At 66.1% G+C, this 12,929-nt stretch carries 10 protein-coding genes; 2 read left to right on the top strand and 8 right to left on the bottom strand.

Going from position 1 to position 12,929, the window contains the following annotated elements:
- Positions 1 to 4: 4 nt before the first annotated feature.
- The 3 genes from ACIBJI_RS21420 to ACIBJI_RS21410 all read right to left on the bottom strand — a co-directional run bounded on the left by ACIBJI_RS21420 (position 5) and on the right by ACIBJI_RS21410 (position 3,481).
- On the bottom strand, positions 5 to 994 hold the full coding sequence (locus ACIBJI_RS21420) for a glutamate ABC transporter substrate-binding protein (protein ID WP_364351332.1): 990 nt from the start codon (positions 992 to 994) through the stop codon (positions 5 to 7).
- Entirely contained in the window at positions 991 to 2,265 is a 1,275-nt protein-coding gene (locus ACIBJI_RS21415) for a hypothetical protein (protein ID WP_397085410.1), read from the bottom strand. Before ACIBJI_RS21415 ends, ACIBJI_RS21420 begins: the two co-directional genes overlap by 4 nt.
- A gap of 355 nt (positions 2,266 to 2,620) precedes the next feature.
- On the bottom strand, positions 2,621 to 3,481 hold the full coding sequence (locus tag ACIBJI_RS21410) for an SDR family oxidoreductase (RefSeq protein WP_364351326.1): 861 nt from the start codon (positions 3,479 to 3,481) through the stop codon (positions 2,621 to 2,623).
- Between the two features lie 529 nt (positions 3,482 to 4,010).
- On the opposite strand from ACIBJI_RS21410, the gene ACIBJI_RS21405 reads away from it, so the two are divergent.
- Entirely contained in the window at positions 4,011 to 5,390 is a 1,380-nt protein-coding gene (locus tag ACIBJI_RS21405; protein ID WP_364351323.1) for a phosphatidylglycerol lysyltransferase domain-containing protein, read from the top strand.
- Here the strand turns inward: ACIBJI_RS21405 and ACIBJI_RS21400 are convergent.
- Genes ACIBJI_RS21400 through ACIBJI_RS21385 form a run of 4 tightly spaced genes read right to left on the bottom strand, consistent with a single transcriptional unit; the run spans position 5,387 to position 8,132 of the window.
- A complete protein-coding gene (locus ACIBJI_RS21400; protein WP_364351320.1) occupies positions 5,387 to 6,031 on the bottom strand; it encodes a pentapeptide repeat-containing protein in 645 nt (214 codons plus the stop codon). The two genes, ACIBJI_RS21405 and ACIBJI_RS21400, sit on opposite strands and share 4 nt — an antisense overlap.
- 56 nt (positions 6,032 to 6,087) lie before the next feature.
- Complete coding sequence (locus ACIBJI_RS21395) at positions 6,088 to 6,456, bottom strand: NYN domain-containing protein (protein WP_364351317.1); 369 nt, start codon at positions 6,454 to 6,456, stop codon at positions 6,088 to 6,090.
- A gap of 10 nt (positions 6,457 to 6,466) precedes the next feature.
- Entirely contained in the window at positions 6,467 to 7,708 is a 1,242-nt protein-coding gene (locus ACIBJI_RS21390; RefSeq protein WP_397085408.1) for an RNA polymerase sigma factor, read from the bottom strand.
- 10 nt (positions 7,709 to 7,718) lie between these two features.
- A complete protein-coding gene (locus tag ACIBJI_RS21385; RefSeq protein ID WP_397085406.1) occupies positions 7,719 to 8,132 on the bottom strand; it encodes a YciI family protein in 414 nt (137 codons plus the stop codon).
- Positions 8,133 to 8,367: 235 nt separating this feature from the next.
- On the opposite strand from ACIBJI_RS21385, the gene ACIBJI_RS21380 reads away from it, so the two are divergent.
- Positions 8,368 to 9,534, top strand: coding sequence for a serine hydrolase domain-containing protein (locus ACIBJI_RS21380; protein ID WP_397085404.1), 1,167 nt, complete (start codon positions 8,368 to 8,370; stop codon positions 9,532 to 9,534).
- A gap of 12 nt (positions 9,535 to 9,546) precedes the next feature.
- On the opposite strand, the gene ACIBJI_RS21375 is transcribed toward ACIBJI_RS21380, so the two are convergent.
- Positions 9,547 to 12,915, bottom strand: a complete 3,369-nt coding sequence (locus tag ACIBJI_RS21375) for a carboxyl transferase domain-containing protein (protein WP_397085488.1) — start codon at positions 12,913 to 12,915, stop codon at positions 9,547 to 9,549.
- Positions 12,916 to 12,929: the final 14 nt, after the last annotated feature.

The following is a 12,929-nucleotide window of genomic DNA, read 5'->3' as shown; positions in this document are numbered from 1 at the left end:
GGTCTCACTCTTTGTAGCGCAGGTCCGGCGGACCGGGTGACGGGCCGAGGGCGCTGAGTCTGGCGTTGTAGAGCTGCTGCCAGGTGCCATCGCCGCGGATGCGTTCCAGCACACCATTGACGAAGCGGACCAGATCCGGATGTCCCTGCGCGATGCCGACCGCGTACGCGCCGGTGCCGATTACCTCGCCGACGATCTGCAGATTCCGGTCCTGCGCGACCAGACCGACCAGGATCGGATCGTCGCCGCTGATCGCGTCCACATGGCCCTGTTGCAGCGCGGCCAGACAGTCGGTCCAGTTGGACGCGCCCAGGACGACGGGCCGCTTGGGCAGGCTGAACAGTGGTCCGGGTGAGGTGGTGCCTCGAGTGACGCACACCCGCTTACCACCCAGATCCGCACCGGTCCGGATGCCGGAGTTGCGGACGGCCAGAAGGCGTTGCGTCGCACGGTAATAGACACCCGAGAAGTCGACATCGCGACGCCGCTCACAGGTCGCCGAGAAGGTGCGCACAATCAGGTCGACCTGCTTGTTCTGCAGGGCGGGTATCCGCTCGGCCGCGGTGACCGAACGCAATTCGATCCGGTCCGGATCACCGAAGAGGGATCGCGCGATTTCGCGGGCGATATCGATATCGAAGCCCTCGAGTTGTCCGGTGCTGGGATTGCGGAAACCGAACAGGTAGGTGTTCTGATCCACCCCGACCCGCAGCTTGCCATTGGCGACGATGGCCGCCATCGCCGAACCCGACGGCATCGCACCGGGACTCGGCAACGGACCGGGGCGCAGGGTGGCCTCCGGATCGCAATTGCCGCTGGATTCGCTCTGCGGTGGCGTCGTGATCTCGACGAGATCGGGCTTGGGGTTGACCGCGGCCACATTCGTGGACGCCGGGGGCTGGATGCCAGAACCGCATGCGGTCACCAGCGCGCTCACCGCGACCAGCGCCATCCATCCGAAACCGGACCGCCGCAGGACGATTCGCCGTCTCACAGGAACTCCTTCAGCCGTGGCCACAAACCGGTGACCGTCGATGCCGCGGCACCGAACAGGAGCACAAGTGTTCCCGCGGGGCTGAGTGTCAACGTCGCACCCGCCGAGTCGACTCCGTCGCGCAACTCGCCGCGTTCCTGGATGAGGTTGTCGCGCAACAGCTGATCGAGCTGGGCGAACAATGTCGCCGAGGAATCCGGACCGGTGCCGATGGCCTGCGCCACGGCCGCGGGATAGTTCGCCGCCTCGTAGGCCTCGCGCTGTTTGGCATGTCCGGCGGTCCAGCCGAGCACGCTGCGCGAGGCAGCGGAGTCCGGTCCCGCTACCGTCGTCAATCGATCCGCCAGTTCGCTGGTGTGCTTGCGGAAATCGGTTTCGCTGGTCGTGATATCGCCGCGGGTGATCAACTCCAGGGTTTCGTCGGTGCGCGCTTGCTGGGCCAGGATCCGGGCCCGGGTCAGGGTTTCGAAGCGACTGGTCGCCCCGGATTTGCCGGTATCGAGTGCGGCCGCGGCGATGACCGTCGCGGCGACCACCCACAACAGCGCGAGGGCCGTCGCGCCGGCGGCGACCGCCAGACCGAGGTTCATCCGGCGATTGGTGCGGCGCAGCAGGACCAAAGTGCCACCGCCACAACTGATCAGCACCAGCGTCAGCAACACGATGGTCGTCCACGGCAGCGCGCCGATATCGTGCTGATCCTGACGCAGCGCGGCCATGCGGTCCTTGCTGAGCGTTTCGGCGTTGGGCAGCAACGAATTCTGCATCAACAGTGAGGCCTCGCGCAGATAGGACGAACCGACCGGAAAGCCCTGCCGGTTGTTCGACCGCGCCGTTTCGACCAGGCCGGTATAGGCGGGCAGGTCGGCGGCGATCTTGGCGACGATATTCCTGGTCTGCTGATCGGCGGCCCCGGCGGTCGCCTCGGCGAGTGCCGCCGCGGCATCGGCGAGTGCCTGTTGATATTGCCCACGCACTTGCGGTGATTCGATGCCGCCGGACAGGAAGGCCGTCGCCGCCGACGCGTCTGCGGCCGACAGCGCGACATAGAGGGTCTGGGCGGCGTAGGCCAGTGGTTCGGTGTGTTCCAGCACGGTATCGCGCCGAGCGATCTTGCCGCTCAATTGATCGGCCGAGGTCGACCCGGCGAGCAGACACAACACCACGGTGACGACGGCGACCGCGCCGATGGCACCTGGAGTAGTCCCGACGAAGCGCTGTAACCACGCACCCCCGTTGCGCATGGTCGCCGGTAGGCGAATCTCCAACACCGTCCCCCTTCATCTACCCGGCCGGTGTTCCCGATCGCGATAGTACGGGAGGGAATTCGGGTTTGCTGCCCATCGCGGCGAGGGCAGCGGAATCGGAGGTCAATCCGAAGTCACCTCGAGCAGCGGTGCGAGGGTTCGAATAGACCTGCGCCCCAACATATTTGGTCAGGTGATCACCATGCATTGCGCTGCATCGGTCGAGAGACCATCAACACCAGTGCATGGTGGGCATCTGTCCAAACTCGAGCGGAGGCTCAGGAGGAGAACCCCGTGGCCGCGTAGAACTTCCGATGCCACATCAGTCGACGTAGCCGCGCGACCCGGCCGCTGCCGAGTGATGGTCGGTCCTGTTCGGTTACACCTTCGTCGGCACGGATGCTTTATCGATATAGCGGCTCATCGCCCAGTTCAGCCCGCGCATCGCGAGGTTGTAGGACGGCGGGAAGTGGCGCTGCGCCAGATAGCCGACCCGGATATCTGGGGAGGTGAAGACCATGTACTTGTTGCGCTCGACCCCGCGCACGATGGATCGGGCGGCCTGCTCCGGCGTGACCGCATGCCGCATGAACAGCGAGACCGCCCGCTGCACCGCCGCGCCCTGCCGGTCGACGCCCGCGATATCGACGCTGTCCACCATCGGCGTCGCCATCGCACCGGGGCAGACCAGGCTGACACAGATCCGGTGCTGCCGCAGATCGAAGCGCAGCACCTCCGATACGCCGCGCAATCCGAACTTGCCCGCACTGTAGGGCGCATGCCAGGGCAGCCCGAAGAGCCCGGCGGCCGAGGCCACGTTCACCAGATGTCCGCCGCGCCCGGCCTCGATCATTCGTGGCACGAACTCCTCGATCACATGGATCGGGCCCATCAGATCAATATCGATGGTGCGCCGCCACTGCTCGTGTGTGAGCCGATCGACGGTCCCCCAGGTGGCAATGCCCGCCACATTCATCACAATATCGACGCTGTCCACCTCGCCGTGCACCTTCGCGGCCAGTGCCACCACGGCGTCGTAATCGCTGACATCGGCGGGCGCGGCCAGGCACATTGCACCACCCCGCGCACGCACCTCATCGGCGGTGCGCTGCAGTCCGACGTCATCGATGTCGGTCAGGATGACCGATGCGCCCTTGGCGACAACCGCCAACGCCGTACTGCGCCCCAATCCACTGGCCGCTCCGGTGATCAGGCAGCTCTTGCCGTGGAACTTCGTCATGAACCAAACGATAGACAATTACGAACACTGTTGTCTATAGATCCGATATGCGTCTCAGACGCAATATTCGGCCGTCCGTCGACAGCTACCGGGATGTGATTCGTACATGCATCGCTGAACGATAGCTGTCGACCACGAATCGTGCTCATGACGACTCGTCGGAGCGTCGCCGCCGTTCACACAGACCGGCACCGAGGCGATATACAAGTGATGAGACCGATGTCATGGCGTCGATACCAGGGCCGATGGTCGGGAATACGGCCACGGAACGGCCCTTGTCCGATTGCACCAGGGTGGCATACTCGATTGGAGCGGCCAATGGCGCGCTCACCCCGGTCCGATCGTGGCCGACACACCAGCTTCCGCATGGCGCGGTCGTCGGGCGAACACTCGCGGACTCCAACGATCTTGGTACGCCAGGAATGTTCGAGCACTCATCCCATGTTTCGAATATTGTTGCGTGTACAGGATCATCGGGAGGACCACATGGGGAACCTGTTCGGACCCGCCGCCCTAGTCGGGTGCAGACGTGGCTGAAGGACGGGAAACGGCGGCACGGAATTCCACACTCGCGGGGTACCGCGATGCCTCGATCACCACCACAGCGGCCGTCCGCCCGGTGATCTCCATCGTCCTGCTGCTGATGGTTGTCGGGCTGGTCTACGAGGCCGGTCGCGCCGCACCCGGGCAGGATCACGGCTGGTTCGTCGCTGTGTCGATCGCCGGCCTTTTCGTGGTGCGCGGACTGCATCTGCGTCGGCCGATCACCCTGCCGCATTTCACCATCGCGGTCTTCGTGCTGGCGGCGGCCAATGCCGCCTATCGCGCCTCACATCCGGGCTTCGGCTTCGTCTTCCTGGCCGCGACCGGATTCATCCTGGTGCTGCCGCAGTCGAGTCGGCCCCAGCCCGAGCAGTTGTATCGCGTCGCCGAACTCGTCGGCCGTACCCGACGCGATCCCCTCGCCGCATTCGCGTTGCACTCGTCGAAGTCCTATTACTTCAATGCGAATTCGACCGCGGCGATCGGCTATCGGGCCCGCTTCGGGATCGCGGTGGTCGCCGGTGATCCAATCGGCGATCACGCCGACTTCCCGGCGCTGCTCACCGACTTCTCCGAATTCGCGGCGAATCACGGCTGGCGGGTAGCGGTGCTCGGCGCCAGTCCGGAACTGACCGAGATGTGGCGGCATCGAGCGATCGAACATCGGGGGTTGCGCGCGATTCCGGTCGGTCGCGATGTGGTCATCGATGTCGGAACCTTCGCGATGGTCGGTCGCTCCTTCCGCAATCTGCGCCAGGCCGTGAGCCGCACCCGGAATTTCGGGGTGACCACCGAGGTCATCAGCGAGGCCGACCTGACCGAACCATTGCGGGCCGAACTGCTCGATATCGTCGACGAGTGGCGTGCCGGCCGGCAGAATCGCGGCTTCTCGATGATCCTCGACCACCTGCTGGACGGTCGGAATCCCGGCATGCTGCTGGTACTGGCCCGCGATGCGGACGGGCGCGTGGCAGGTTTCCAACGCTACGGCGTCTCCGGGCGCGGCCGCGAGCTCAGCCTTGATGTGCCGTGGCGGCGCAAGGATGCCCCGAACGGACTGGACGAACGGATGATCGTCGATCTCGTCGACCACGCCCGCACGCAGGGCATCGAACGGATCGCACTGGCATTCGCCCCGTTCCCGGAACTGTTCGCCGAGAAGGAGCGCTCGCGGACCGGGAGGCTGATCTATGTGCTCGCGCATCTGGGTGACCCGCTGATCCGGCTGGAATCGCTGTACCGATTCCTTCGCAAGTTCCAATCGATGTCGGATCAGCGGTTCGTGCTGATCCGGTGGCGCGAGGTGCTGCTGGCAGCTGCGGCACTGCTCACCTTGGAATTCGTGCCGCACCGCAAGCAGTACTAGTCGCGGACGGTAATGCCTATCGCCTTGGCGAACTCGGGTGCCAGATCGAGCAGTTGGAGCGGGGTGATGGTCGCCCCGCGCAGGGCGTCGAGGCCCTCGGCGATATCGAGGTGTGCCGCGCCGCGTAGATCGACCTGCTGCAGTCGGGCGCGGTTGAGCAGCAGACCCTCCACGGTGGTGCCGGGGAAGGTGACCTTGGTCAGCTCGGCATCACCGAAGTCGGCATGGCGCAGCACGCAATCGACGAATTGCACCTCGCGCAGTTTGGCCTTGCGGAAGTTCACCGAGTCGAATTTGCAGCCTTCGAAGCGCACTCGACGCAAGTTGGCACCGCCCGCATCGACGCCGGACAGCGCACCGGCGAGCAATTCGACGTCCTGCCAGGAGGTATCGGACAGGTCGGTGCCGACCCAGCGCACATTGCGCTGCCAGACATCGGTGAAGCGGGAGAAGCGCAGGCTGCCGCGATTGACCGCCAGCGCGGTGAAGACGGTTTCGGCGAAACGGCAGTTGCCTGCCTCGATGTCATCGATATCGGCGCCGGTGATGTGCACACAATCGTAGTCGCCCTCGGATTCGAGATCGCTCTCCAGCGGCGTGAGATAGCGCGCGTAGGGCAGATCCTCGAGTTCGTTGGGCACTGCTGACCTCCTGGTTCGGCGACACTTCTCCTTGTCTACCAGTCGGATCCGACAGATCAGGGGTCGATGCGGTCCAGCAGCCAGCGCGGGCCGACCGATTCGGCGCCGAGCGCTTCGACTCGCTCGCGGAGTCCACGATCGGCCGTTACGACGGTGATCCTGTCCTGCTCGCTGGCCGCGGCCGCCACGACGTCGACGATCGCATCGTCTCCCGAACCGTCCGCCAGAACCACGCGCACGCCTTCGAAGTCATCCGATGCCGCGGCCTTCGCAGCGCCCTCCAATACGACGACCACGTCGGCGGGTTGTGTGCGGTCCAGTGTGCTCAACCGCATGAGCAATCGCCGAGCCGCGCCCGCACGATCGCGCCACCAGCCATCGGGGCGCGAGCCGACGACATTCGCGGCATCTACGACGATCAGCATCGCTATCTTTCTACTCGTCGGTGGTTCGGCGGGCGCGGGTATGCAGGTAGCGCTGTTGGGGGACGCTCATCGTCTGTTGTGCGGCAAGCAGATATGCCTCGCGGGCGCCAGTCCGGTCCCCCATCGATTCCAACAGATGGGCACGGACGGCTGCCATGCGGTGGTCGCCCGCCAGCTTGCCGCTGTCGGCCATATCGTCGACGAGTTTCAATCCGGCCATCGGTCCGCGAGCCATGGCGACGGCCACGGCATGGTTGAGCTCGATGATCGGATTGTCGACCAGCGCGAGCAGGCGTTCGTAGAGCAGCATGATCTGCGGCCAATCGGTGTCCTCGTAGGTCGATGCCTCGTCGTGCAGCGCCGCGATAGCCGCTTGCAGCTGATACGGACCGGGTGCGCCGCTGGGTAGCGCCGCGGTGATCAGCGCGATGCCTTCGGTAATGGCTTCGGTGCGCCAGAGTGCGCGGTTCTGGTCTTCCATCGGAACAAGTTCGCCCGTGGGGCCGGTGCGGGCGGGTCGGCGGGCATCGGTGAGCAGCATCAGTGCCAGCAGGCCGGTGACTTCGGCATCGTCGGGCAGCAGACGATGCACGAGACGGGTCAGACGGATGGCCTCGGCGCATAGTTCGACGCGGTGCAGACTCGGTCCCGAGGTGCTGGCGTAACCCTCGGTGAAGATCAGATACAGCACGTGCTGGACGGCGGCCAGGCGCGCGTCGCGGTGGGCGCCGGCGGGTGCGGCGAAGCCGACTCCGCTTTCCTTGATCGTCTTCTTGGCGCGACCGATGCGCTTGGTCATGGTCGCCTCGGACACCAGGAAGGCGCGGGCGATTTCGGCGGTGGTCAAGCCGCCGACCGCGCGCAGTGTCAGTGCTACCTGTGCGGTGGGCGTGAGCGATGGGTGGCAGCACAGGAACAGCAGGACGAGGGTGTCGTCGGTGTCGGTGGGTTCGCGGTCGGCGGGCGGGGTGAGCCAGTCCTCGGACAGTGCCCAGCGGGCCACGGCGTCCTCGCGCCTGCGGCGGGCCTGTTCGTTGCGGAGCAGGTCGGTCAGGCGGCGGGAGGCGACGGTTATCAGCCAGGCGCGTGGGTTGTCGGGAATGCCCGTGTTCGCCCATTGAGTCGCGGCGGCGAGCAATGCCTCCTGCACGGCGTCCTCCGCGGTGTCGAAATGACCGTAGCGCCGCACCAGCGCGGCGAGGGCCTGCGGCGCACAGGTGCGCAGCAGGTCCTCGACCTCGGTATCCGACATCGGAAGGGGCTCAGCCGAATTCGGGTGCGGACTCCGCGATGGGCCGGACATCGGCGTAGGCCGTCTCGGCGATATGCGGCGGGGCCGGGCATTTGCTCAGTTCGGCGGCGATTTCGGTGGCACGGTCGAAGCTCTCGCATTCGACGATCCAGTATCCAGCGAGCACCTCCTGCGTTTCGGCGTAGGGACCGTCGGTCACGAACGGTGCACCATTCTTCGTGATGATGCGGCGGGTGTGCACCGGTTCGGCCAGACCACGCGTTTCGACCAGTTCGCCGGATTCCTCCAACTTCTTGTTGAGGTTGCCCATGAACTCGGCCATGGCCGCGAAATCCCCGGCGCTCCATGCGGGTTTACCGGTGTCCTTGCCGACCATGCCGTCGTAGTCCTGCTGCGAGCCGTAGCTCAGAATCATGTATTTCATGACAACTCCTCCGTTCCGGCGGCGCCCTGGTGGCGCCGCTCGTCAGATACGTCGCAGCCGCTGACCATTCTCGGACATGTCCGCCGAAAAAACTTCCGAGCGCGGTAGGTGGGTCGCTCGACCAGCACGAGTGCGGTGATCAATGGGGTCGCCCAGCGCCGACTGTGCCACGAGCCCGCCAACGGGTCCGTCACTGGCGGCGGTAGTCGGGGCGACGCGTGACATGCTGGGAGACATGGTGATGGATGGAGTTGTCGCGTCCGGGTTCGAGGCGGTGCGGGAGGTGTTCGCGGCGAATTTCGCCGAGCAGGGAGATATCGGAGCGGCGGTCGCGGTGTATCGGGATGGCCGGCCGGTGGTGGATTTGTGGGGTGGCCTGGCCGATCCGGACAGTGAACGGCCGTGGGCGCAGGACACGCTGCAACTGGTTTATTCGGCGACCAAGGGCGTCACCGCGACCGTCGCGCATCTGCTCGCCCAGCGTGGTGAGCTCGATCTGGACGCGCCCGTCGCGCAGTACTGGCCCGAATTCGCGGCGGCGGGTAAGGGCGATATCCCCGTGCGATGGTTGTTGACCCATCAGGCGGGGCTGGCGGCGCTGGATAAGCCGGTGCCGCTGGCGGATGCGCTGGCCTGGGAGCCGATGGTGGCGGCGCTCGCCGCGCAGACGCCGAACTGGCCGCCCGGCACCGCGCACGGATACCACGGGCGGACCTTCGCTTGGCTCGTCGGTGAGGTGATCCGGCGGGCGACAGGTCGCACCGTCGGGCGGATTCTGGCCGAGGATATCGCCGGACCGCTCGGAGTCGAGTTCTTCATCGGTTTGCCCGAATCCGAACGGCATCGCGTCAGCCGACTTGTATTCGCACCCAAGGTCGATCTGGCGACGGTCCCGGACGAGTTCATCCCGGAGGAATTCCGTCCGATGGTCGTCGCGATGCGAGATCCGGAGGCACTGGTCAACCGCGCCTTCGAGGTCACCGATCCGGCCGATATCGATTTCAACGATCCCGCGGTATACGCCGCCGAGATCCCGTCCAGCAATGGCCTCGGCACCGCACGCGGCCTCGCCCGGCTCTACGCGGCGACCATCGGCGAGGTCGACGGCGTCCGCCTGCTCACGCCCGAAACCCGCGCCGCCGCAACACGCGAACAGGTCGCGGGCATCGACCGCGTCATTATGCTGCCCAGCCGCTACGCCACCGGGTACATGCTCCCCACCGAAGCTTTCGCACTCGGCGGGCCCAACGCCTTCGGCCATGCGGGCCGCGGCGGCTCCCTCGCCTTCGCCGATCCGGACACCGGTATCGCCTTCGCCTACGTCACCAACTACATCATCGAAGGCGCACCGGACCTGCGTGCCCGCAATCTCGTTGACGCGGTGAACAACGCCATCGCCTAGGTGCTGGGCGGTTCAGCGCAGGGTGCGAATCCAACGGCGGGTGTCGGCGGGGTCGATGACGTCGTCGAGTTCCAAGACGGTGGCGGCGGTCAAGGCCTTGCCGTTGGCGTAGGCGAGCTGGACGAGGTTGTCGAAGGCTTCCTGGCGTTTATCCGGATCTTCGATGGCCGCGAGTTCCTTGGCGAAGCCGAGGCGGACCGCACCCTCCAGGCCCATACCGCCGATTTCGCCGGTGGGCCAGGCGATTACGAAGCGGGGGGCACGGAAGGACCCTGCGGCCATGGCCTGTGCGCCGAGGCCGTAACCCTTGCGGATGATGACGGTGCCGAAGGGGACGGTAAGTGCGGCGGAGTCGATGAACAGCTTGCTGAATTTGGTGACGGTTGCTTCCTTCTCCGCCTCCGGGCCCACCATGAAACCCGGTGTGTCACAAAGCGATACGATAGGCAGGCCATGGGCATCGCACAGTTGCAGAAATGCGCTGAGCTTGTCGGCGGCGGGGGCATCGATCGCACCCCCGAGATGGTGGCAGTCGTTGGCGATGAGTCCGACGGGGCGACCTTCGACCCGAATCAGGGCGGTGACCACGCCGACGCCCCAGTCGCGGCGCAGTTCCAGAACTGAGTCGATATCGGCTACCGCTGCGATGACCTCGCGGATATCCAAGGCGCGCAGCCGATTCTCCGGCACCACGTGGCGGGCGAGGCGCGGATCAGGTGCCGCCCAATCCCCGAGTGGCCCTTGGAAATACGAGATATAGCGACGTGCCGTGGCGACCGCCTCGGCCTCGTCGGCGGCGACGATGTGCACGACACCGTTGCGGCGTTGGACATCGATGGGGCCGATGTCCTCGGGTGCGTAGACGCCGAGTCCGCCGCCCTCGATCATTGCCGGCCCGCCCATACCGATATTGGCGTCCGGCGTCGCGATGACCACATCGCACATACCGAGCAGCGCCGCATTGCCCGCGAAGCAACGTCCGGAGACGATGCCTACCAACGGAACTCGACCCGATAGTGCGCCCATCGCGCGGAAGGTGGTCACATCGAGGCCGGATATGCCCGAATAGTCGGTATCCCCCGGTCGCCCGCCGCCGCCCTCGGTGAAGAACACCACGGGCAGGCGCTGTTCGTGCGCGAGTTGCAGCATGCGATCGGTTTTGGCGTGGTTGCGCATGCCCTGGGTGCCGGCCAGCACGGTGTAGTCATAGGACATGACCAATGCGCGTGCGGCTTCCGCGCCGAACCGGTCCGCGTTGATGGTGGCGATGCCGCCGATCAGGCCGTCCGCGGGTGTGTTGGCGATCAGATCCTCGGGACTGCGGCGGAGTCGCTGTGCGGCGACGGCGAGAGCGCCGTATTCGAGGAAGCTGTCGTCGTCGACGAGGTCGGCGATGTTCTCCCGGGCCGTACGGCGGCCCAGCTTATGTCTTTTCGCGACGGCGGCCGGGCGGCCCGCATCGAGCCCGATCCGATGACGTTCCCGCACCTGCGCCAGATCGGCACGCACCGCATCCAGGTCGATCGCATCGATATCGGCGGCCGGACCATCATGGTCGGCTGGAATCCAGGTCAGCAGCAACGCATGCGGATCGACCGTCGCACCCGGTGCCACCAGATGCCGCGATATCCGCAGCGGCTGCTCCGCTCGCAGGACGTGCTGCATCTTCATTGCCTCGAGCACAACGACTTCCGCACCGGCCGGAACAATGCTGCCGGACTCCGCCAGACTCACGACAGTCCCGCCCATCGGCGACCGGATGCCTTGCTCATCGTCTTCGAGCGCTATCGCTATGGCCGCCGGATCCGCTACCGCCGGGCTTCGATGCTCGGCGAGCGCATGCGCGGGATCTCCGGTCGCCGAGTCGCCCGCGCGCTGGGCCACGGTGGGCGTGTAATCGCCTGCCCGACCGAGAAGTTCGCCGATGCTCTTCTCGAACCACGAAGTGGAAACACCGACACCGTCGGCGAGCTGATCCAATACTGCGCGCAGCAGACTCGCGTTGGTATCGACACCGGCAATCACGGTTTCCGCCAACGCATCCGAACATCGCCGCACCGCAGCCGAATATGTCGGCCCCTGCGCAATAACCTTCGCCAGCAGGGAATCGAACTGCGCCCCCTGCCGCATCCCCGTGAACGCCGCGGTATCCACCCGAACCCCGACGCCGGTCGGCGCGGCGAACTCTGTCAACACACCGGTGCTCGGCAAAACCTCCCCGCCTACCGTCACCATCTCGGCATTGACCCGTGCCTGCACCGCGAACCCCCGCAGATCGCCAAAGGCATTCGCTCCATCATCACGACCCGTCACCTGCACAACCAGGCCACGGTTCGTCCGTCCGGTGGCCGCCGCGCTCATTCCCACCGCGGTCGCGGTGCTCTCCGGTTGCGGCGAATCCGAGCCGGGCAGATCCCCGAGAGCAAGGTCGTGCAGGTCGGCGCCGCGGGCGAGATCGAGTTGGGCTGCCACCAAGTCCACGCCGGTTACCGCCTCGGTGACGGTGTGTTCGACCTGGAGGCGCGGGTTGACCTCGAGGAACCAGGCTTCGGTTCCGGTGACCAGGAATTCGACGGTGATGACGCCGCGGCAGGAGACCGATTCGGCTATGCCGATGGCATCGCGGTGCAGGCGTTCTCGAAGGGCGGCAGGGAGATTCGGGGCCGGGGCGATTTCGATGAGTTTCTGGTGGCGGCGTTGGATACTGCAGTCGCGGTCGCCCAGCGTGATGGCGCGGTGTCCGTCGGCGATTACTTGAACCTCGATATGACGCGCATCGGCGGCCAGCGCTTCGGCGTACACGGTGTCGTCGCCGAAACCGGCGCGGGCTTCGGCTCGGCAGCGGTCGAATGAATCGGCGAGTTTGTCGGCCGTGTGGACCGCACGCATACCTCGTCCGCCGCCACCGGCCGACGCCTTGAGCATCACACCGGTCGGGTGGTCGGCGAAGAACGCCGAAATCTCCGCCAGGTCCGCGCCGACGGACGTCGCGGGCAGCACCGGGACTCCCGCCTGCCGTGCGGCGTCGCGTGCCGACAGTTTATTGCCGAAAATGCGCAGCACCTCTGGCGAAGGCCCGACGAATACCAGACCGGCGGCCGCGCATGCCGTCGCGAAATCGGCGCTCTCACTGAGGAATCCGTACCCGGGATGCACCAGCGCATCGGCGCCGGCGCTCCTGGCCGCGCCGACTACTGCGGCAATGTCGAGGTAGGCGGCCGCGCCGGTGCCCGGCAGTTGGAACGCGGCATCGGCCAAGCGCACCGGCAGGGTCGCCGCCTCCGAGCCGGTATGGAGCGCGAGGGTGGAGTAATTCCGCTCGCGAGCCGTCCGGATCACCCGGACCGCCACCTCACCCCTGTTCGCCACCACAACACGCATGCCGACAGTCTGCT

It is taken from the genome of Nocardia sp. NPDC050408, assembly GCF_044458905.1.
Classification (GTDB): Bacteria; Actinomycetota; Actinomycetes; order Mycobacteriales; family Mycobacteriaceae; genus Nocardia.
This window is presented reverse-complemented; position numbering and strand designations above follow the sequence as displayed.

Excerpts from the sequence above, each read along its gene's own strand:
- ACIBJI_RS21390 (WP_397085408.1), bottom strand. The coding sequence starts at position 7,708 with ATGTCGGATACCGAGGTCGAGGACCTGCTGCGCACCTGTGCGCCGCAG.
- ACIBJI_RS21375 (WP_397085488.1), bottom strand. The coding sequence starts at position 12,915 with ATGCGTGTTGTGGTGGCGAACAGGGGTGAGGTGGCGGTCCGGGTGATC.
- ACIBJI_RS21380 (WP_397085404.1), top strand. The coding sequence starts at position 8,368 with ATGGTGATGGATGGAGTTGTCGCGTCCGGGTTCGAGGCGGTGCGGGAG.
- ACIBJI_RS21385 (WP_397085406.1), bottom strand. The coding sequence starts at position 8,132 with ATGAAATACATGATTCTGAGCTACGGCTCGCAGCAGGACTACGACGGC.
- ACIBJI_RS21410 (WP_364351326.1), bottom strand. The coding sequence starts at position 3,481 with ATGACGAAGTTCCACGGCAAGAGCTGCCTGATCACCGGAGCGGCCAGT.
- ACIBJI_RS21395 (WP_364351317.1), bottom strand. The coding sequence starts at position 6,456 with ATGCTGATCGTCGTAGATGCCGCGAATGTCGTCGGCTCGCGCCCCGAT.